18 protein-coding genes are annotated in these 20144 nt (G+C 43.9%); 7 read left to right on the top strand and 11 right to left on the bottom strand.

Going from position 1 to position 20144, the window contains the following annotated elements; translation table 11 throughout:
• Positions 1 to 298 precede the first annotated feature (298 nt).
• The 10 genes from O2Q26_RS16625 to O2Q26_RS16670 all read right to left on the bottom strand — a co-directional run bounded on the left by O2Q26_RS16625 (position 299) and on the right by O2Q26_RS16670 (position 12563).
• Positions 299 to 2413, bottom strand: coding sequence for a heavy metal translocating P-type ATPase (locus O2Q26_RS16625; RefSeq protein WP_289216962.1), 2115 nt, complete (start codon positions 2411 to 2413; stop codon positions 299 to 301).
• The gene (locus O2Q26_RS16630; protein WP_289216963.1) at positions 2388 to 2753 is read right to left on the bottom strand and encodes an ArsR/SmtB family transcription factor; all 366 of its coding nucleotides are present in this window, start codon (positions 2751 to 2753) and stop codon (positions 2388 to 2390) included. Before O2Q26_RS16630 ends, O2Q26_RS16625 begins: the two co-directional genes overlap by 26 nt.
• A 198-nt stretch (positions 2754 to 2951) precedes the next feature.
• A complete protein-coding gene (locus O2Q26_RS16635) occupies positions 2952 to 4670 on the bottom strand; it encodes a methyl-accepting chemotaxis protein (protein ID WP_289216964.1) in 1719 nt (572 codons plus the stop codon).
• Positions 4667 to 5614, bottom strand: coding sequence for a BMP family lipoprotein (locus tag O2Q26_RS16640; RefSeq protein ID WP_289216965.1), 948 nt, complete (start codon positions 5612 to 5614; stop codon positions 4667 to 4669). The genes O2Q26_RS16635 and O2Q26_RS16640 overlap by 4 nt, the downstream gene beginning before the upstream one ends.
• Before the next feature lie 119 nt (positions 5615 to 5733).
• Positions 5734 to 6411, bottom strand: coding sequence for a VOC family protein (locus O2Q26_RS16645; RefSeq protein ID WP_289216966.1), 678 nt, complete (start codon positions 6409 to 6411; stop codon positions 5734 to 5736).
• 1131 nt (positions 6412 to 7542) lie between these two features.
• Positions 7543 to 8553, bottom strand: coding sequence for an LLM class flavin-dependent oxidoreductase (locus O2Q26_RS16650; RefSeq protein WP_289216967.1), 1011 nt, complete (start codon positions 8551 to 8553; stop codon positions 7543 to 7545).
• A gap of 87 nt (positions 8554 to 8640) precedes the next feature.
• The gene (locus tag O2Q26_RS16655) at positions 8641 to 9918 is read right to left on the bottom strand and encodes an efflux RND transporter periplasmic adaptor subunit (protein WP_289216968.1); all 1278 of its coding nucleotides are present in this window, start codon (positions 9916 to 9918) and stop codon (positions 8641 to 8643) included.
• 12 nt (positions 9919 to 9930) lie between these two features.
• Positions 9931 to 10605, bottom strand: a complete 675-nt coding sequence (locus O2Q26_RS16660) for a hypothetical protein (RefSeq protein WP_289216969.1) — start codon at positions 10603 to 10605, stop codon at positions 9931 to 9933.
• Between the two features lie 125 nt (positions 10606 to 10730).
• The gene (locus tag O2Q26_RS16665; protein WP_289216970.1) at positions 10731 to 12113 is read right to left on the bottom strand and encodes an MATE family efflux transporter; all 1383 of its coding nucleotides are present in this window, start codon (positions 12111 to 12113) and stop codon (positions 10731 to 10733) included.
• Complete coding sequence (locus tag O2Q26_RS16670) at positions 12114 to 12563, bottom strand: MarR family winged helix-turn-helix transcriptional regulator (protein ID WP_289216971.1); 450 nt, start codon at positions 12561 to 12563, stop codon at positions 12114 to 12116.
• A 144-nt stretch (positions 12564 to 12707) separates the two neighbouring features.
• Here O2Q26_RS16670 and O2Q26_RS16675 point away from each other — a divergent pair, with 144 nt between their 5' ends.
• The 4 genes from O2Q26_RS16675 (at position 12708) to abc-f (ending at position 16347) form a co-directional block, all read left to right on the top strand.
• On the top strand, positions 12708 to 13649 hold the full coding sequence (locus O2Q26_RS16675) for a diacylglycerol/lipid kinase family protein (RefSeq protein WP_289216972.1): 942 nt from the start codon (positions 12708 to 12710) through the stop codon (positions 13647 to 13649).
• A 152-nt stretch (positions 13650 to 13801) separates the two neighbouring features.
• Complete coding sequence (locus O2Q26_RS16680) at positions 13802 to 14266, top strand: MarR family winged helix-turn-helix transcriptional regulator (protein ID WP_289216973.1); 465 nt, start codon at positions 13802 to 13804, stop codon at positions 14264 to 14266.
• 61 nt (positions 14267 to 14327) lie between these two features.
• Positions 14328 to 14435, top strand: coding sequence for an RAxF-45 family protein (locus O2Q26_RS16685; RefSeq protein ID WP_289216974.1), 108 nt, complete (start codon positions 14328 to 14330; stop codon positions 14433 to 14435).
• Positions 14436 to 14529: 94 nt separating this feature from the next.
• Positions 14530 to 16347 carry a ribosomal protection-like ABC-F family protein gene (abc-f, locus tag O2Q26_RS16690; RefSeq protein ID WP_289216975.1) on the top strand — a complete coding sequence of 606 codons (1818 nt, stop codon included), beginning with the start codon at positions 14530 to 14532 and terminating at the stop codon, positions 16345 to 16347.
• 710 nt (positions 16348 to 17057) lie between these two features.
• Here the strand turns inward: abc-f and O2Q26_RS16695 are convergent.
• Complete coding sequence (locus O2Q26_RS16695) at positions 17058 to 18149, bottom strand: SDR family oxidoreductase (protein ID WP_289216976.1); 1092 nt, start codon at positions 18147 to 18149, stop codon at positions 17058 to 17060.
• 192 nt (positions 18150 to 18341) lie between these two features.
• On the opposite strand from O2Q26_RS16695, the gene O2Q26_RS16700 reads away from it, so the two are divergent.
• The 3 genes from O2Q26_RS16700 to O2Q26_RS16710 all read left to right on the top strand — a co-directional run bounded on the left by O2Q26_RS16700 (position 18342) and on the right by O2Q26_RS16710 (position 20135).
• Positions 18342 to 18971 (top strand): SDR family oxidoreductase, encoded by a 630-nt coding sequence (locus O2Q26_RS16700; protein WP_289216977.1) that lies wholly within the window; start codon positions 18342 to 18344, stop codon positions 18969 to 18971.
• A 144-nt stretch (positions 18972 to 19115) separates the two neighbouring features.
• A complete protein-coding gene (locus tag O2Q26_RS16705) occupies positions 19116 to 19397 on the top strand; it encodes a glutaredoxin family protein (protein ID WP_289216978.1) in 282 nt (93 codons plus the stop codon).
• Positions 19398 to 19514: 117 nt separating this feature from the next.
• Entirely contained in the window at positions 19515 to 20135 is a 621-nt protein-coding gene (locus tag O2Q26_RS16710; RefSeq protein ID WP_289216979.1) for a YppG family protein, read from the top strand.
• Positions 20136 to 20144: the final 9 nt, after the last annotated feature.

The following is a 20144-nucleotide window of genomic DNA, read 5'->3' on the forward strand; positions in this document are numbered from 1 at the left end:
CAATCGGATGGTGGCTTTAGAAAACGGTGAGACTCCTGTGGGATGTACATGGTAGGTGAGATCCCGGAAGGCGTTAGCCTGAGGAAGCTCACCACATGCCCACGGAAAGCGATCCGTTTTCTAAAGCCATCATATCCTTATATAAAAGTCTCGAAACTAAGTATTAAGAATAGGGTGCTTATTTGATATCAACACGGAACTTTAACATAGCTTAAATGAAAAAACGCGTGAAATCAGTCTTAGAATACTGATTTCACACGTTTTTTGTTCAGAGGTTGTTTTGTCCTGCCTCTTAGTTTCAACGATGCTTTAATAATCGCAAACTATTTAAAGTAACTAAAATGGTAGCTCCCATATCAGCAAATATAGCGATCCAAAGCGTCAGCCAGCCAGGAATGACGAGAAGCAGCGCCACGAGCTTGATCGCAATGGAAAATGTAATATTCTGCTTTATGATCGAGAGCGTATGGCGGCTGAGACGGATGGTAAACGGAAGTTTCGATAAATCGTCCTTCATGAAGACGATATCTGCCGTTTCTAAAGCAGTATCCGTTCCCGCTCCACCTAGTGAAGTACCTATGTCGGCTGTCGCCAGTGCTGGGGCATCATTGACTCCGTCACCGATCATCATTATTTTTCCGTATTTCTTTCGGTACTCTTCGATCGCTTCCAGCTTCTGCTCAGGCAGGAGTTCAGCTTGATAATCAGAGATCCCGATTTCTTCTGCAAGCGACTGGGCGGTTCTCTTGTTATCACCAGTCAGCATGGTCGTACGATTGATCCCGATTTCATGCAGACGCTGAACGATTTCGCGGCTTTCTTTTCGCACACGGTCCTTAATAGCTAATAATGTGTGCAGCGCTTCTGCTGTGCCTGCGGCAATTACAGTATGGCCTTCTGCCTGCCACTTCTCAATCAACGATGATTGATCCTCATTCAAGTGGCCGTGGAAAAGAGAAGGGGAACCTACATAGTATGTCTTTCCGCTAATTTGACCTTTTACCCCTCGTCCTGTCATTGACTCAAATTCCTCTACAGGAAGGTTGTAATTTGTTGAATCACTCTCGGCTTTTTTGACAATAGCTGAAGCGAGAGGGTGGTGCGAGTATTTTTCGATCGCAGCAATCCAGGCCATGTTTTCCGCTGGATTCCCTAGATGGTGGTGAACATCCGCTACTTCAGGAAATCCTTTTGTCAGGGTACCTGTTTTATCAAAGGCGACCGTTTGTATTGTGCCGGCTTGCTCCAGGTAAACACCGCCCTTGATCAATACTCCGTTTTTTGCGGCATTGCCAATTGCCGTCACGATTGATACGGGAGTAGAAATGACTAAAGCGCACGGGCAGCCGACTACAAGCACTGCTAACCCTTGGTATATCCATGTAGACCACTCAGCTCCCAGTAATAGAGGCGGCAAAACAGCTGTTATTACAGCCACAACGATGATCGCAGGAGTGTAATAATGAGCGAACCGATCGACGAAATGCTGAGACGGGGCTTTTTCAGATTGTGCCTTTTCCACTAACTCAATGATTTTAGCAAGCTTTGTATTTGAGGAAGTTGAAGAAGCAGTTACTTCCACGTATCCGTGCTCGTTTAAGGTCCCAGCGAACACCTCATCTCCCACTCCTTTTTGTACAGGAATGGATTCTCCGGTAATCGCGGCCTGGTTGATGGAAGAGTTCCCTAATGAAATTTCTCCATCGACAGGGATTTTCTGGCCGGGTTTAATGAGCAGTGTGTCGCCTATGATAATTTCTTTTGAGGCTATTTCCTGTTCGACTCCGTTGCGTCGTACGAGAGCTCGGTCCGGCGCCATGTTGAATAAAGTTCTGATAGATTCACGGGCTTTGTTCATCGAATTTGATTCCAAAGCTTCACTGATCGCAAAAAGAATGACGACGACAGCAGCCTCGCCCCATTCTCCTAGAATCGAAGCTCCGATAATAGCGAGAGTCATTAATGTCCTCATATCGAAAGTAGCCCGACTGAGATTTTGCAGACCTGTAATGAATAGTCTGGTTCCTCCTGTGAGGATGGCAGCTATGAATAATCCCGTTGTATAAATGGATGGTTCGCCTGCAGTCCAGAGCACTGTATAAGCCACAATGAGGAAAAATGCAGCCAGTAACTCCCGGAAATATTTTGAGAAAAAGTGAGGGGAGGAAGCAGGTGATTCCGACTGATCCTCACGAACGCTTAATTTTTCAAAAGCGCCTGCTTTTTCTAGCTGTTGGACAGTCACGTCACCTGAGACCGTGATTTTGGAGGCGGCAAAGTTCACCTCAGCATGATCTACCCCTCGAATATTCTTGACGTTTTTTTCAAATGTTCCCGCACAGCCGGCACAAGAGAAACCTTCTACGTAGTACGTTTTTTCAGTTTGTTCAGACATGGGCGCCACGACCTTCATTTAATTGAAAAGCCATAGTTACCATCTGTTTCACCGTAGGGTCAGCCAACGAGTAATAGACAAGCTTGCCTTTCTTTTGCTGTTCCGCTAAGCCGAGCTTCCTTAAGTGGCGAAGATGATGGGACGCGGTAGCGGATGAACCACCGATGATGTTAGCCACATCACACACACAGAGTTCATCTTCGATCGTAAGCGCAAAGGCTATTTTAAGACGCGTCTGATCCGCCAACACCTTGAAGATTTCTGAGGCATTGGGCTGAAAGTGCTGATCTATTTTGGATTGGACATTATCGACTGTGTCCTGGTGGATACACGTTACGTCACATGTTTCTTTAGGCATATTCATTCCCCTAACATTCAAATGATTGTTTGATTATATTATATTCAAGTGGTCGTTTGAATGTCAATGTCAGCCCGCCTTTTTTTGCTGCCTGTGTATGGCTTGTTCGTAATTTTGTGCTCGTATATTCGTGATAATACAGTATTGTCTAGCGTTAATTCAGGATAGAAAAAAAGCCGCATAGGCGGCTTTTTCAAGTTAGCTAGCTTCAGCTCGTACATTTTCTGTCTGAAGAAGTTCATCTGTTGGATACTCTTCCTCGAGGTCCCACTGAAAATGCTCCAGATGCTGATTCAATTCGCTAACCATATATTCGAGCTCATCGGCTTCCTTCCTCAGCTGGTTGAACGCGTGCTGTTGTTCTCCAGCACTTGCTGAGATTTCCTCTGTACCAGCTGCTGTTTGTTCTGTAATCGCACTTACATTTTCTATGGATGAAGTGATTTGGGAGCTTTGTGATTTAGATTCAACCATACCTTCCACAAGTCCATTCAGCTGTTTGTAAATAGCGTCAACTTGCGTGTGAATCACTTTAAATGATTTTTCTGAAGCATTAAGTGACTGGTGCTGTTGTTTTGTAAGCTCCATGGTTTCATGCATTTCTTTTTCAATGGTGGTTACACCAGTTTTGATTTGCTGGACCATCGTTGAAATCTGTCCGGTAGCTTTTGTGGATTGGTCAGCAAGTTTTCTAACTTCTTCTGCTACGACTGCAAAACCTTTTCCGTGTTCACCGGCACGAGCCGCTTCGATCGCAGCATTCAATGCCAGCAGGTTTGTCTGCTCAGCGATATCATTTACAAGCTTGACCGTCATTTCAATTTGATCTGTATAGCCGATAAAATCATTCACCGAGTTCTCGACGTTGGTGATGGATTGAGTGTTTTTCTCCATGACGATTCGCTGATCTTCAATAGCAGATTGACCATCTTCTGCGGAAGATAAAGCTTGCGTGCTTTTTTCAGAAGCTTTTTTACTTTCTTCCGTATTCATTTCAAAACTTCGGTTCATATTTTCCATTAAGGAAGCGACGTCCTGGATATCCTGTGAAATAGACTGACTTCCCTGGGCAAGCTCATCAGTGGAGCTAGTTACCTGTTCGGTCACCTCAGACAGCCCGTTCATTTCATGATTAAGTTTAGAGCTGAACTTCTCTACATTATTTCCGATACGATGCACCGATTGCACGGTAGAGGTAAGGTTTCTGATCATTACCTGAAATGCCTGCTTCAGCTGCCCGATTTCGTCTTTTTCTTTATCTGACGTTTCAATCCTGGTCGTTAAATCTCCTTCTGCTACACGAGAGGCTTGCCTTGCCAGTTCCTGTAATGGTTTGGCGATTGATTTAGTCAAACGGGAAGTGGAGAAGATGGAGCTGGCGATCAAAACTACAGCAGCTACAACCGCAAATAATATCAAACTGCGGATATCATCCGCTTGAGCTGCCACTTTGTTGTCATACCACGTCTGAGCTTCTCTTTGCAGCATATACATGTCGTTTATGATGCCTGAAGTACGGGAAGCCTGGCGTTGCACTTCGTTACGGTCTTCACTCTCAAGTGCCGCTGCTGCCGTTTGCTGCCAGTCTTCATATTTACTTTCGGCCTGCTCATACCATTGTTCCTGAGCTGGCGTCTGAACCATAGATTCCAGGCTCCCAAAGGCTTCATCTGTTACTTCAATTTGAGTAAGAGCTTCATCTTTCGTAGCTGCGGAAGGACTGAAGCCATATGTATCTAATGCTTGCTCAACAGAAATGAGCTGGCTGTTCACTTCCTTACCTTCTAATAAGAATTGCACATCCTCATTAGTAGAACTTTCAAAGCTGAACATCTGGAAAATAATATAAGAGATAAGCAATAAACCTAAAAGCAAGGGAAGCAGCGTGAGCGTATATAACCTTTTGCCTATCGTCATTGGGCAACCTCCTCATCCATACGGTTCTGCTCTTCATCAGTCAATTCAATCAGACGGATTGGCGCAAGACCGACACCTTCTTCTTCAATGCCGAGTTCTTTTAAACCACCCTCTAAAGATTCGCCTTCCACAAGCTGAGCCATCACATCATAAAGAGCGACGTTCAAGTTTTTAATCATTGAAGATACGACAGCATCCTCTGCGACATAGTATTGATCACTGTCAGCGCCGAATGCGTAGATCCCTTGTTCTTGAGCCTCTTTCATCACACCGACACCTGTAAATCCGGCGGCGTGGAATATGTAGTCTGCCTCTTTTTCTACCATAGATCCAACGATGTCAGCGCCTTTTTTATCATCATCGAATGTCTCCGCATATTCGATCAGCACCTCTGCCTCTGAATTGACTTCAGCCACACCATCGCGAAAACCCGTTTCGAAACGTTCGACCACCTCAATCTGTTCCCCGCCGACAAAACCGACCACATTCGACTCTGTTTTCATGCCGGCAAGCAGACCAATTAAATAACTGCCTTCATCCTCTTTAAACGTGATTGATGTCACATTTTCGAACTCTGAAACGGCATCAATCAACACATAATGCTGCTCAGGATACTTTTCAGCTAACGTATCTATGGAATCCTGCGAATCATAACCAAGCCCGATAATAACATCATGTCCCTGATCAATTAATTCTTCCATGTCTCCTTTGAAATCTCCTTCAAAAGGTTCCCGATAATCGAAGGTGATGCCAAGTTCGTCCCTGGCTTGCTCCAGTCCTTGAAATGCCGAGTCGCTAAACGAATCGTCACCAAGCCCGCTTTCCGTAACGAGCAGGCCGGCACTGATTCCATCAGCTGTGCTCGCAGACTCTGCTTCCCCTTTACTACACCCCATCAACGCTAGACATAAAATGATGAAACCTATACATCCTCGTTTACTCATGGTGCCCCCTCCTTCTGTAAGATGTCTGACAAACTAATTATCGGTTAATTTTGGAAAAAATTAAGTTACAGAATATAAAAAAGAGCGATGAAATGAATCATCGCTCTTTTTATGGTCATCTATAATTGGAAGGTATCGAACTGAACGAATATGTGCTGCCCTTTAGTGAGGATAAGCTCCCCGTTTTGTAACGGCCAACGATAGGTCAATTGGAAAGGCTCTTCCATGTTTTTAAGCTGGAACGTGTGTACGAGTGCTTCTTTGAAGCGTTCAATTTCCTCCGTCCCTATGGACAGTGACTGGAACTTTTCTGCATTAATGTCGGAAGCCTGACTGGGTTCATTTACACCTTCCCATTCGATCAGGAAAGGGAGGGGAGGGAGGCCGTCTGGTCCTTTAGGAAAAAGCATCCTCCATTTTAAAACCGAACCATCCGGCCGCATCCTTTCACCTGGAAATGGACCAGTATACGCTATGTTCTGTGATCGGAAATAGCTGATATATCCATCCATATCGGTAGTACGCAGCGCAAATTGAAAAGGGCCCATATTACCTTGGTCAAACGTTTGTTTAAACTGCTGAATCAGCGGATTATCTGATTGAGAAGCTGTATCGGGATGCTGTAAGCCTAACCATTCGATATAATTCCGATTGGAAAAATAGCATAATTCATTGAAGGTGCCCCAATTTTCATGATGTCCGCCAGGAACCCCGGTCAAATTATATTTCTCTGTCAGCTGTCTCCGGTCATTGAGGGGATGTTCGGAAGCAACGACGATATGGTCGAAAGCAAGCATTTGAACCACTCCTTAGGATCTTTTGGCGGGTTTTCCCTTTTTGATTTGTTTTTGGTTTCATCTCTCGGGTAACCCAGCGACCAGCTGATTATACGAAGTATTGTTATCATAATGAGCATGCAAACTAGAGAAATGGAAAAGATTTCTCCTAAGCTAAACCCATGATTTTTTAGAACTTGTAGAGCGAGAGAACCGATTACAGTTATAGGAAACAAAATCATTCCATCTATCTTGTCGTTAGGCTATGTTAAAGTTCCGTGTTGATATTCAAATAAGCTCCCTATTCTTGAAGACTCAGTTTCGAGGCTTTTGTATGAGGGTATGGTGGCTTTAGAAAACGGATCGCTTTCCGTGGGCATGTGGTGAGCTTCCTCAGGCTTCGCCTTCCGGGATCTCACCGATCATGTACATCCCACAGGAGTCTCACCGTTTTCTAAAGCCACCATCCGATTGGAAGGCGCTCGAAACTATACCAAGTTTAAAAATAGTAGCCACTGATTGAAAATACTTGAAAACACCGTGTATTCCATGAGTCTAACCTTTTTTGGAACTTCTTGCTTTTGCGAGGATAACGGAAAGATTTTTTGCAGTGCTTCACATAAAAAAATAACTGCTCTTTAGTGATAACCAGCGAGACTGTGATATGCAAGAAAATGTTTGGAACTACCTTAAAGTACAGGTTTTATAACTAAAATTCTATAGCCATACCACTGGAATTTAATACTCACATTATTACTTAGAAGGTTCTTTTTACAGCGATTTCGAGAAGCACATCTATAGTAAGGGGCGGTGGGGAATGGTGAAGACTCCTGTGGGAAGAGAGTGCTTAGTGAGATCCCGCAGGACGGGACTTCCGAGGAAGCTCACCGCGCTCCCACGGAAAGCGAGCCATTCCCCGCCGACCCTATCCACTCAACAAATGTCTCGAAATCGAGTCTTCGACTAACCTGTCATATTGTTGAATAACTCAATTATCAACATCGACAACCACCTTTAACATAGCCTATCGTTAAAAAAGGATAGAAAAGAATTCGTCCGATCTTTTTCATATAAATCCCCTCCAGTTATAAAAGGTGATTTTAGAACAAATTTGATGGCATAGAAACCACTAATTAAGGCTTTCTAATCCGATCAACTACGTCGTGTAACAGAATTTAATTCAAAAGCTTCCGCTAACAAACGATAAGAGGTTAACCTTGCTTCAAACGGAGAAATAATAGTATTCACAATTACTTCATCGACTTTATAGTAGGCAGCCAATTCTTCAATATCTTCTTTCACTTTGTCAGGCGGTCCGACGATGATACGGTTTCTATTTTCTTGGATTTGTTTTTCTTCATGCCACGTATAAGAATAATTCAGAGCATCCTCGGGTGTAGGGAAATTATGCCGGATACCGCCCTGCTCTATTTTCAATATGGCCAAGTCAAGACTTCCGGCCAAATATTCTGCTCGTTCCATTGTTTCGGCGCACACGACGAATACGGATACGTTCCCGGATGGTTTGTCCTGTTGGATTGATGGGGAGAAATAATCGTAATACCGCTGCATCGCTTTCGTGCCTCCGTATCCATTGATAAAGTGAGCGAAGGAGTATGAAACCCCGCTCTCTGCAGCCACTCTTGCGCTCGTACCGCTTGAACCGAGCATCCAAATCGGCGGAGTCGTCTTGCCTTGGGGTGAAGCGTGGATCCCCATGTCATGAGGGTCATCTCCATGCAGATAGGCCATCAGTTCTTCTACTTGTGCGGGGTACCCTTCAATAGAAGGGAATTCACCACGATTCAAAGCTAGGTTTACGTTTGGAACTCCCCCCGGGGCGCGTCCTACTCCGAGATCTATCCTTCCCGGGTATAGCGTCTCGAGTACGCGGAAGACTTCTGCGATTTTAAAAGCACTGTAATGGGGAAGGAGTATCCCTCCCGTTCCGATGCGGATATTTTTTGTTTCATTGGCCAAATGAGTGACTAGAATTTCAGGTGAGGAACCTGCGAGACTGGTCGTGCTATGATGTTCTGATACCCAAAAACGGTGATACCCGAGCTCGTCAGTTAATTTGGCAAGCTCTGTTGTTTGCTGAAGTGCGTCTTGTGGTGTCATCCCTGATAGAATCGGGGATTGATCGAGTACACTTAATTTCATTAAGATAGTCCCCTTTTACCGATAATCTACTATATCCACTTTATATCGTGGCACGAGGCTATCTATTTTGCAAAAGCTTTGCTAGTTTTAGCGATTTAGAAGGCCGAGCAGAATATTCTCTTTCATTTGCGCGCTGAAATTCTGGAAGATTTCTTTATATTTCAGGTTTTGACTATCAATCGGTGTGATGAAAATTGTTCCATTTTGAAATTGGTCTTTGCGTTCCTTTGCAAGCTGGGCAGGATAGTCGAGTCCATCAATGATTTCTATTTTGTCATCCTCTTGAAGTCCTGTTTCCAATGTGCGTTTTCTTAAGATACCTTCATTCGTCATTTCCCAGGCATAAAGATTTTTATCAGTGACAAGTGTCTCCTCAAAGGCTGTAACAGCTTCAAGTGACTGGTCGGTGACCACTTCCACGTCCGCGTGGTATCCAGTTTTGACTTTGTCATCGATATCCGTCAAAGCAATTTCAAATGGGTATTGGCTTACTTTGTCTACATGGGCGTGTTCTGATACGGAAGCGAGTTGGTCAATCGTGCCTGTCAGTTCCACATCATCCAGGTCATCTGTCATGATTCTTGCTTCCATATCTTCCTCAATGACTTTATGATCCTCTTCATTGACCTCTCCTTCGACTTTCAACTCTGCGGAAGACAAGGTCAATAGCGGCGACTGTAAATTTTCAGAGCGTTCGGTCACAAACCCATCTATTGCGCTGGTCACTGTAATTGTCTGGCCGATGGAAGTAAGCTCATTCAGCTGGTCTTCCACCATCGTCAATTCGGCTTCTTTCTGGGAACGTTCTTTTTCCTGGGCAGCGATCGCTTCCTCTTTGAGCAATTCCGCTTCAACTGTAGAATTTTCTTCTGCCGTTTCCTCAAGCTCGTTCTCCAGGTCTTCCTCTTCTTCCAGTTCACCAAAAGGGTTGAAGGAAGTATCGTTACTGCTTTCTTCTTCGATTGTGTAATTTTCTAATTCGCTCACATATGTATCAATGGCGTCTATTTCGCTTTGAATCTTTGCAGCAGTTTGCTCGAGTTCCGTGGATTGCGCCTCGTAATCCACGACTTCGTACGAGTACAATTCATCTCCTTCATTCACTTCATCTCCGACTTCGACTGAAAACTCCTGGAATGCCCCAGTTTGTTCGTCGAAATAAACGGGAGATGCATCTGCAGATGAGAATACGCCGCGCAGTTCAATGGTCTCCTCAAGGTCAGAGATGAAGGTCCCTGACCATTCTGAGACGAAAGATTTTCTTTCTACTTTTTGCTGGGAATCGAAATACAGTAGAAGGCTGTTCGCAGCCACAAAGATAAATACGCTGATCCCGATCCACCAAGTTTTGCGTGATGATTTCATAAGCTTCATCCTTTAAGAGAGAAGTAGTTGTACTATTGTTGTGTCAAAATAGGATAATGCAGCTGTTCCTGCAAAAAGGAGCAGGTTACAAAAAATCACTCCTGTTACAACCCACCATTTTCTTGAATTCGATAAAAAGATAGCTGACTTGATTTGCAGCCAGATAATGATGAATTGGAACAAAGAAACGGCGCCGAAAAAGTAAATGACCCAATCCAGGGAGGTAGTATAGGAAGCAATGATCCCTAAAGAAAGCGGGGAGACATACCAGTCCAGTCCTAAGTACACCATAAATGGAATCCAGGTCAGCCGTTCGACAAGCATGATCAGCCAGACACTCATTTGGACGACCATCATCTTTTTATAAGGGAGGTCGAATAAGAGCCAAAATATGAACGTACTGAGAAATATCGTCCCTAGCATTAAGGTTAATCCTGTAAGCAGTCGTCCTAGTAAAAACCACGCTTTATGGAATTCGTAATCGTTGCGGCTGAGCTCATTCACACTCGTTGATAATGGATCAGTTCCAAGGCCGATCCAAGCTGTTGAAGCATATGTAAGTAGTGTAAGCATTACTAATAATAATAGGGAAAGCCAGACGCGGCGGATGCGTTCAGCTTTTCGTATAACGAATAATTGATCGTGCCGCTTAAATAATAATTTGAATAATTGAATCCTGTAGGTCAATACCAGTCACCCTTTATGAATACGTCTAGTCCTAAGTGTAACTGAATTCTATGTTTCTTTCTATCAATTTTTATCATTTATTGGTAAAAAATGCCGCCCTTATAATAACAAGAGCGGCACTTTATTCAGGAAGAGCTGGGAACTGGTTTATAGTCGGCAGGATCTTTCTTTTTAATAAAAAATAGATGACGGTCGCCATATAAAAAGTAGACTGATAGAGTGAATGCCAGGACGTCAGCTATTGGAAAAGCGAGCCACACTCCAGTTACACCGAAAAAGTTCGGCAGAATCAAAACGAGCGGAATTAAGAACAGCACTTGTCTCGCCATAGAAAGAATCAAAGCGGGTTTGGCTTTTCCTAAGGCTTGGTATAAACCACCACTTACAACTTGCACACCGATTAACAGAGAGGCTGCAAACATGATTCTTATCGCAAACGAACCTTCATCAATGATGGCTGGATCGCCGCTGAATATCCGCATGAGTAATTCTGGGAAGATCATCATCACGGTAAAAATAACGCCGGAGACGATCGTGACGACTTTCATGCCGAGTACGACAGTTTCGCGCAGGCGATCGTGGAGGCTGGCTCCATAGTTATAACCGATAATCGGCTGCATGCCTTGAAGGACTCCAATCATCGGCATGATCGTGAACATCGTCAGCTTTTGCACAATACCGAAGACGCCTACTTCAAAGTCGCCGCCAAATTTAATGAGCATAAAGTTGATGGCGATCATCATCGCACTGCCGGAAACTTGCCGGATAAAGGCAGGGAAGCCAATGGTTAGTGTCTCTTTGATGACAGTATACATCGGTTTCAAGTTTGCGAGTCTCACTGTTAAAGATGATTTTCCAGTAAGGAAATAACGCAAGATGACCACACTGACCGATGCTTGTGAAATGACGGTAGCTAATGAAGCGCCTTGTACCCCCATATCTAAACCGAAAATAAAAATCGGGTCGAGGATGATATTCAACACCGCAGGGATAATCATTGTCATCATGGCAAATTTAGAGTTGCCTTCTGACCGGATGATGCTGTTCGTCGTAAATGCTAAAGAGAAAAACAAAGAGCCAAGCATAATAGGAAACAAGTAGTCGACAGCATGCGGTAGAATATCAGGCGTTGCTCCAAATAGGATAAGCAGAGGTTCCATAAAGGTGAAGGCACCAATGAACCCGATGAAGCTGACCGATACGATCATAAACAATACGTTTCCAAATACCTTGTTCGCTTCTTCCTGTTTATTTTCACCTAATCGTCTCGAGATGACAGAGGCTCCCCCGATGCCGACAGCCGCCGCAATAGCCATGATAATCATCATGACAGGGAATCCGATGCTAACGCCGGCCACTCCCTCGATCCCAACTCCCCGAGCGATGAATAAGGTGTCAACTACGTTATAAAAAGCCATTACAAACATCCCGATCATTGCCGGAAGTGAAAGGTTCAATAATAGCTTAGGAATTGGTTGAGATCCTAAGCGCTGACTTTGTTCTTTCATTTATTTCCCTCCTCCTTGAGCGTCTGGCCGGATGTTTTTCTGGATTTTTTTCATAAGGGAAATCATTGCAAGCTGCTCTTCTTTCGTAATTCCTTCTCCGATTTCCTCTTCCAATTCAAGGACTACCGACCAAATTGTCTGTTCCAGCTTTTCTCCTTTTTCCGTCAGGTGGATGACTTTGGTTCGTTTATCTTCCTTGCTGGATTCTTTCGTAATACACTCATTCTTCATGAGCGATTCAATGATGCCATTCATAGAAGATGCTTTAATGTATAATCTATTTTGCAAATCGGTTTGATTCTGTGATCCGTGGGCGGATAAAAAGTATATGACTTTAGCCTGTGAGCTGGTCAATCCATACTCACTCAATTTTCTGTTATATTTGTTTTGTATAAAATGGGAAATAACGTTGAAGTTATATCCCAGCAGTGGTTCAATTTCACGTCGCATAAATTAGTTAGCCTCCTAAGTAAATAACAGTATAATCCGTTTGGAAGAAAAGGTAAACCTTTTTGTTTGAGTCAAGTAAACGTTTCAACCGAAGGGAATAAGGCAAATATATAGTAATGGATTGCATTTAAAGGAGGTCGTACGATGCCTCGTTATCAACGTGGATTATTTATATATAATGGCAATGCGGGCAATGGAGAACTCGATCAGAATCTAGCCCATATTCTCCCGGTCCTTGCTAAAGAGATCAAAGAATTTCAAGTGATACAAACAGAAACGCTTGAAGAATTCAAGGAAACTTGCTGCGATTATGGTCCGGAAGTGGATGTCCTGTTCATTTTGGGTGGGGATGGTACCGTACACGAGTGCGTTAATTGTTTGGCAGAAGTCGAAAATCGACCGGTGATCGGCGTCCTTCCAGGAGGCACAAGCAATGATTTCAGTCGAGTACTCGGTACTCCGCAGCAGATGCAGCAGGCGGCGCAAGCAGTCATCAACGGAGAAGAAATGTCCATCGACGCCGGGCAGGCAAATGAGCACTATTTCGTGAATTTCTGGGGAATCGGGCTGGTAACAGAAACTTCATCTAATATTGATTCTCTTCAAAAGAATCGTTTTGGTGTAATAAGCTATTATATCAGTGCTTTCAAAACAATGAATCAAGCAGACTCCTTCCATTTCACTCTGGAAATCGATGGCGAAAGGATCCAGGACGAAGCGATGATGGTACTAATCATGAACGGAAGATTCATTGGAACCCAGCAAGTCCCTATGCCGGATGCTCGCCCGGATGATGGATTGCTCGACGTGCTGGTCGTAAAGAATTCAAACTTGACCTTGTTCAAAGAACTTCTCTCTATGAATAAACCGTGGTCGGATCCGAAAAATCATCAAGAACTAATGTACAGGCAGGGGAGGGACGTCAGGATTGATGTCGAAGTGGAGCAGGAAGTGGATATGGATGGTGAAATCAAAGGAACCACACCAACTCATTTGGAGATTCTTCCGGCCCATTTCACTTTCTTGGCGCCGGACCCTGCATTTGTGAAAAATCCCCCTAAAGTAAATAATAAGGAAACGACGTGAAGTGCCTCATGAACTTAAATGATAGAGTTTCGTGAGTCACTTGCGGTTTTATATCAAGGGGATTTCTATATTGGGTTAGGAAACACCCTTTTGAAAGGGCTTAAAGTTTGATATATTAAACCTAACTAGAGGGTTTTGAGAGGAAGAGAATAATGGACGAACAAGAATTATACCAAGTAAAGAAACAGGACCCATCCCTTAAACTATTCGTTGTGCTGTCAAAAGCCCACCGTTCGATTGCTGATCTCGTAAAAGACGATATCCAGGGGCACGGGTTGAATCCTACTGAATTCGGAGTGCTTGAACTGCTTTACCACGAAGGGGACCAGCCGCTGCAGAAAATCGGGGAGAAAATATTATTAGCGAGCGGAAGTATCACGTATGTCGTTGATAAGCTTGAGAAAAAGGGACTGATTGATCGAGTTCCCTGTCCTAACGATCGCAGGATTACCTATGCGGCGATCAATGAAGAAGGAAGAGCTCTGTTAAAGGGTATCTTTCCTGATCATTGGAAACAAATCGAAAAAATCACGAGCGGCCTGACAGAAGATGAAAAGAAACAAGCTATTGATCTGCTGAAAAAATTAGGTACGCACGCCGACCTGCAAAAAGGATAGTAACGCTTTCATTTTTCATGTATACTGTAATATAACTAAAGACGAATAGGAGGGTATGAAGATGTTATCTAAGCATGTGATTGATTGTGAACTTTTATATATCAACCGTGCGCTTTTTCATGATGAAACTGTACAAGGGACAAGTATGTCCAAATATACAGTTGAATAGAAAAAGATAACGTCTCATATCTGATTAATCATCGGTAAAATAAAGTCAGGGGTCTTGAGGCCTCTGGCTTTTTTTGTCTTTAGGAGGAAGAACAATGAATATTACATTAAAGAAAGTATATAAAATTATCGGCGGAAAGGTTTTGTTCGAATCACTGAATTTCGACATTATAGAAGGTCAGAAACTGGGACTTGTCGGACGGAATGGCTGTGGTAAGTCGACGCTTTTTCGGTTGATCACTAAGGAAGAAAGTATTGACGGCGGAGACATTTTTATTAAAAAAGGATTAAGCATCGGCTATTTGAAGCAAATTCCTGATATATATGAAGGTTCAGGGCGAGAGTACTTGCAACAGGCTTTTTTACATCTATCCGAAATGATGGATGAAATGAAAAAACTTGAGGAAGCCATGACCGACCCGGAACAGATGGAAAAAGCGTTATTGAAATATGGAGAACTCCAGGATCGCTTTGCCGATTCAGGCGGCTACGAAATGGATGCAATGATTGAGCAGGTAGCGAATGGGCTGCAAATCAGTGAGATGCTCGACCAGCCGTTTACCCATTTGAGCGGCGGGGAGAAAACGAAGCTCTCGCTCGGAAAGATCTTACTTGAGAAACCGGATGTCCTGCTGCTGGATGAACCGACGAATCACCTTGACCTGCATGCCATAGAATGGCTGGAGCATTATTTAAAGCAGTATCAAGGATCTGTATGCATCATTTCCCACGACCGGGAATTCCTTGACCATACTGTCCAGACGATCGTTGATTTAGAAGATGGAGAGTGCGAAGTGTATCGAGGCAACTACAGTTCGTTTGAAAAGCAAAAAGAAGAGAAGCTTCTCGTCGAGTTTCACCAATTTCAAGAACAGCAGAAGAAAATCAAGAAGATGAAAGAAGCGATCCGCCGATTGAGGCAGTGGGCCAATGAAGCGAATCCGCCAAATGAAAAACTCTTCAAAAAGGCGAAAAGTATGGAACGAGCACTGGAACGTATGGAGAAATTGGAGCGCCCGAACCTGGATCCTAAAAAGATGAATCTTGAGTTGACAGCAGAAGGGCGCAGCGGTAATGATGTCTTAGCTGTGCAGGGCGTAAGCAAGTCTTATGAAAGAAGACAGGTACTGGACGATTTGAATTTGACCCTCAAGTACAAAGACCGTCTGGCGATTGTTGGAACGAATGGGAGCGGAAAATCCACCCTTCTTAAAATATTAATGAAGCAGGAAGCTGAAGATCGGGGTGAGGTTCGCTTAGGAAGCTCCGTTACAATCGGCTACCTTGCGCAGGACCCGCTGCACGGCGTCGATGAAAATCAGCGGCTGATCGACCACTTCCGCGATCAGATCATAGTGACGGAAGGGCAGGCTCGCCATATGCTGGCAGCTTTCATGTTTTATGGGTATGATGTATTTCAGAAAATTTCCCGGTTAAGCGGCGGGGAGCGGATGAGACTGAAACTAGCAGTGTTCATGCATAAAGGTATCAATTTCCTTGTGCTCGATGAACCGACGAACCACCTCGACATCGAATCCCAACAAGTATTAGAAGAAGCACTTCAGCGATTTGAGGGGACAGTCATTGGTGTTTCTCACGATCGTCACTTCTTGAATGAATGTTTTCCGGAAACTGCATACCTGGTCGCCGGGCAGCTGCATCGGTTCTTAGGGACGTACAAGGAAACAAGACATGAGTGGGAAGCGATTCTTGAAAAAAGTGCTGAAGCGAAGGCAGCTTCTGTTGAAGCAACTTCAGAAGAAAAAGATCACAGGAGCTATGAAGAGCAAATTGAAGAGCTTGAGCTGCAGCTGGAACAGGCGGCTGGCGAGGACTCTGGAAGTCTGAAAGCGAAGCGCAGTCATATTCAAGGGAAAATCGACCACCTGTATAAGTTGTGGATAGAAAACTAAAAGAAGCACGGCCTCATGATCAGGGCCGTGCTTCTTTTTTGTCGTTAGTTATTTTAAACAATGTTGATGATTTTTTATGAGAGAATGATTCAATGGTACAACAGTCTTATCGAAGACTTGTTTCCGAGATAACCGGGGTTCGTTGCCGTATGCCGAGTCAGGGGGGGGTTGGGAAGCCACTCGTGTTCCTGTGGGGTCTCTGGCAGTTCCGACAACGTAATGAGTGGAAAGGTGGTTTCCATTCCATATGACTCTGAACGAAGCATATGTGCTTCAAAGTCTCTTGGAAGAGAGCATTCTTAATCATAGCGGATCATCATACTCCATTGACGTGCACTTCCTACACTTTAAGTAGTTTAGAGCATCTCCGCATACAAAAAGTCTCGAAACGATTCTCATTAAATGTATTTTTTGGCGGGAAGCAGTTTATAAAATGTTTCCGTTATTCTCGCAAAACGCAAGAAGGTCCGGGAAATGGCGAGACTCCTATGGGATGATAGTACATGGTGAGATCCCGGAGGGCTTTAGCCCGAGGAAGCTCACCGTACGCCCATGGAAAGCGAGTCATTTCCCGGACCTTCAAGCTCGGTTCTTAGTCACGGAAACTCTCTAAAACGGGAGCTTATATAAATGCAATAAGGAAGTAAAACTGAGCTATGTCATTAGAGGTAAAGCCGTAAGCACGGAACAAGATCTAAATGAAGAAGCTGCTAAAAAATAGACACGTGTTTATCTTGTTCTTTACGATGAGCCTCATAATAACGAACTAACGCAGGGATGTAACTGGCTAAATCAGGACAAGTAATCTTCGTTCCGCTCAAATCAGCAATGGTGTTGTCCTGATTATATTCACTTTCACACGTAAAGTAGTCGAGCGCCTGCTTTTGCAGACCGGTGAATTTTCTAACCGGTTGGACGGCCAGACCAGCTTTTGCTACGGTCAATGGCAGTGTAAGTCTAGGGTGCCGGTTCAAGAAAGCTTCCGCAAACATCTCATAAATTCGACGCGCAGAATAAGGAGAGGGATCTGTTAAATGATAGGTTTTCCCGATGCTCTTATCATGGTGGGCAAAGAAGGTCGAAGCTTGAATGACATAATCCTGAGGGACAATATTGACTAACGCCTGTCCCTCTCCAAAGTACGGAAGAATAGGGGACTGCCTGATTCGCTGGAATAAATTCAAGATGAAATATGGACCGTCGAATTTCATCGTTTCTCCCGTGATGGAATGGCCGACGACAATGCCAGGCCTGATGATTGTGGAGGGGATAATCGAAGCCTGGACAATTCGTTCGGCTTCGTATTTCGTATATTCATAATGGTTTTTAAACCCTGCGTCATGCACGAGCTCATTTTCATAAATCAACTCTTCGCGCCGTCCTGAAACAAAAGCGCTGCTGAAATATATAAAATGCTTCAACCGGCGAGCTTTTCTCAGCCATTCCATCACATGGCGGGTGCCATCTACATTGATCTGCCAAGATCGGACGAACGGAGCGGCTAGATCATACAAAGCAGCCAGATGAAAGAAGTGGGTTACTTCATGTTGAAGTTTTTGTGATAAAAAAGGCTCTAAACCAAGGATCGGATTCGTGATGTCTCCTTCGACCAATTGCACTTTTTCCGGATTGACAACCCCTTCAGCTATCAATTGATTCAACTCAAGATGCGCAGCAGTTTTTACGGTCGGCAAGTGCAGTAAATAGACACACTCTGCTGGATATTCTTTGTCAGCTATTTCTTTAAGAAGCTTTGTAGCCAGGTATCCGGGAAAGCCTGTAAACATATATGTATTGCCCATAGTATAACTCCTCCTCTTCTTTCTTTATAAATTCGCCCGGATTGTTTCATTTTCCTGCTGGGTGTAATGATTTTAATGTCAGTAGGTGTGGAACACTCCGAGCAGCTTGCGTCGTTTAATTTTTGCAGAGTAGGGAACTTTACGGATGTAGAAGAAGTACTGAAGGTTTTTAATACTTAAGGAGGAAGGAACATGCGTGTATTAGTAATAGGAGCGAATGGTAAGGTAGGAAAACATATAGTCGATAAGCTGAAAAGTGCTGATCACGACCCGGTAGCGATGGTACGGGACCCTGATCAGGTTCCTCAATTTGAAGAAAAAGGTGTAGATACGGTATTAGGCAACTTAGAAAAAGACTTTGAATCCGCTTTTTATAAAATAGATGCTGTAATATTTGCGGCAGGGTCCGGTCCGGATACGGGAGCGGATAAGACGATTTTGATCGATCAGGAGGGCGCCATCAAATCGATCGAGCGTGCTAAACATTTCGGGATCCAGCGGTTCGTCATGCTGAGCTCAATGCTGGCCGACCGCCCGGAATCAGGTCCTAGTGGTATGAAGCATTATTTATATGCCAAGCATAGAGCGGATGAGCACTTGAAACAATCCGGGCTCGATTACACGATCGTCCGCCCAGGCGGTTTGACGAATGAACCTGGGACAGGATGTGTGATGTTACAGGAGAACATGAACAATTTCGGTGAAATTCCTAGAGAAGATGTCGCAGAAACGATCGCTCATCTTATATCCGTGCCTAAAGCAGAGAATAAAAGTTTTGACTTGATCAGTGGCAGCGATCCTATTAAGGAACTGCTGTCCTAATTTGCGGAATGGGGAGGAACTCCAGATTCCTCTCCATTTTTTTACAAATAAATGTTAATTCTATGTTTATTTTTTTATGGTGGGGGTATTAAATGAGTAATGATACATTAGAACTAGTTAAGCTCAGGAAGAGGAGGAGCACCTATGACTCAGCATAGTGTCATCGTTTATACCAGTGATCAATGCTCTCATTGTGAAAAAGTTTTAGCAAAGCTTTCCGAATGGAACATTGAATATAAAGAAAAAAACATTTCACAGGATAAATCATATTTTAAAGAGCTGCAAAGCCAGAAAATATACGGTACGCCCGCTACATTTATTAACGACGAAAAGGTACTTGGCTTTCAGGAACGTAAGTTAAAGCGTACACTCGGCATTCAAGACGCAGGTCGTTTCCAAGATACGGACACCATACATTTCTCATAAACTGTATATTTTCATGTGTGAAAAAGAGCTCAAGTGATTCAGTATCACTTGTTTTTTTTTACACTTTTTTCGTGAAGTGACATAGGCTGTAGTATAAAAATTAAAGGTGGTCCTCCTATGTATAACAATCCAAATAATTACTGGCAGCCACCGTATTCTCCTTATGGAAATGAAGCGATCGATCGCAGCTATGCACAGTATTATCAGCAGATGCAATCCGTTAACGGCTGGAATCCATCGATGACATATCAGCAGCCTTCATATCAAGATGGATCGCAATATATGGATCAGAGGAATTCAATGATGTATCAAGATCCTTCTCAGGCGATGTATCAGGACCCCTCCGCATTCCAGGGTCCGGCTCAGTCTGTTTATCAGCAGGATCCGTCCATGTACCAGGACTCAGCGCAATCGATGTATCAAGATCCATCAACGTATCAGGACCCGGCTCAGGCAATGTACCAGGATCCTTCCATGTATCAGGACCCAGAGCAATCCATGTATCAAGATCCTTCCATGTATCAGGCGGCTTACATGAATGGTTACGGCTATTCAGGTTATAATGGTGGAGGAGAAAACGGTTTTCAGAAAAAGAATGTGCTGGCATATTTCAAGGACGAACAAGGACAGATAGATATTGATAAGATGATGAGTACGACGGGGCAGGTCGTCCAGACGATTCAACAAGTATCGCCGATGGTTAAAGGGATTAGTACATTTGTAAAAGGGCTGCGATAAGCTGCACCC

Source organism: Halobacillus campisalis, from assembly GCF_030345335.1.
Classification (GTDB): domain Bacteria; phylum Bacillota; class Bacilli; order Bacillales; family Halobacillaceae; genus Halobacillus_A; species Halobacillus_A campisalis.